Annotated in this window: 1 protein-coding gene; it reads right to left on the bottom strand. The window is 63.5% G+C overall.

Going from position 1 to position 386, the window contains the following annotated elements:
* Positions 1-386, bottom strand: a 386-nt coding sequence (locus KJB29_RS19135; RefSeq protein WP_215735898.1) for a S8 family serine peptidase, incomplete at both ends; no start/stop codon positions are given.

Genomic DNA, 386 nt, shown 5'->3' with positions numbered 1-386 from the left:
ACGGCATTCTGAAGGGTCGAGGAGGTGGTGGAGCCGCCGTAGCTGAGGTTGATGATCCTGACGCCATGATCGGCGGCGTAGGTGATGGCGCTGGCCATGCGCGAGTAGGTGGCGTAGCCGGTGGAGTCCGCGATCACCAGGGGCATGATCTGGTTGTTCCAGGCCACACCGGCAACCCCGGTGCCGTTATTGCCCATGGCCGCGGCCGAGCCTGCGACCTTTGTCCCGTGCCCGGTGACATCGTGGGTATCGGTGTTGTTGAAAACAAAGTTGAAACCGGGGAGAAGCTTGCCGGCCAGGTCCGGGTGGGAGGGATCGACGCCCGAGTCCAGGATAGCGATATCAACGGAACTGGAGCCGGTGGAGATGTCCCATCCCGCCGGAGC

Source organism: Geobacter grbiciae (genome assembly GCF_018531165.1).
Lineage (GTDB): Bacteria > Desulfobacterota > Desulfuromonadia > Geobacterales > Geobacteraceae > Geobacter > Geobacter metallireducens.
The sequence above is the reverse complement of the archived record's forward strand: the minus strand, read 5'-3'. Positions and strand labels throughout refer to the sequence as shown.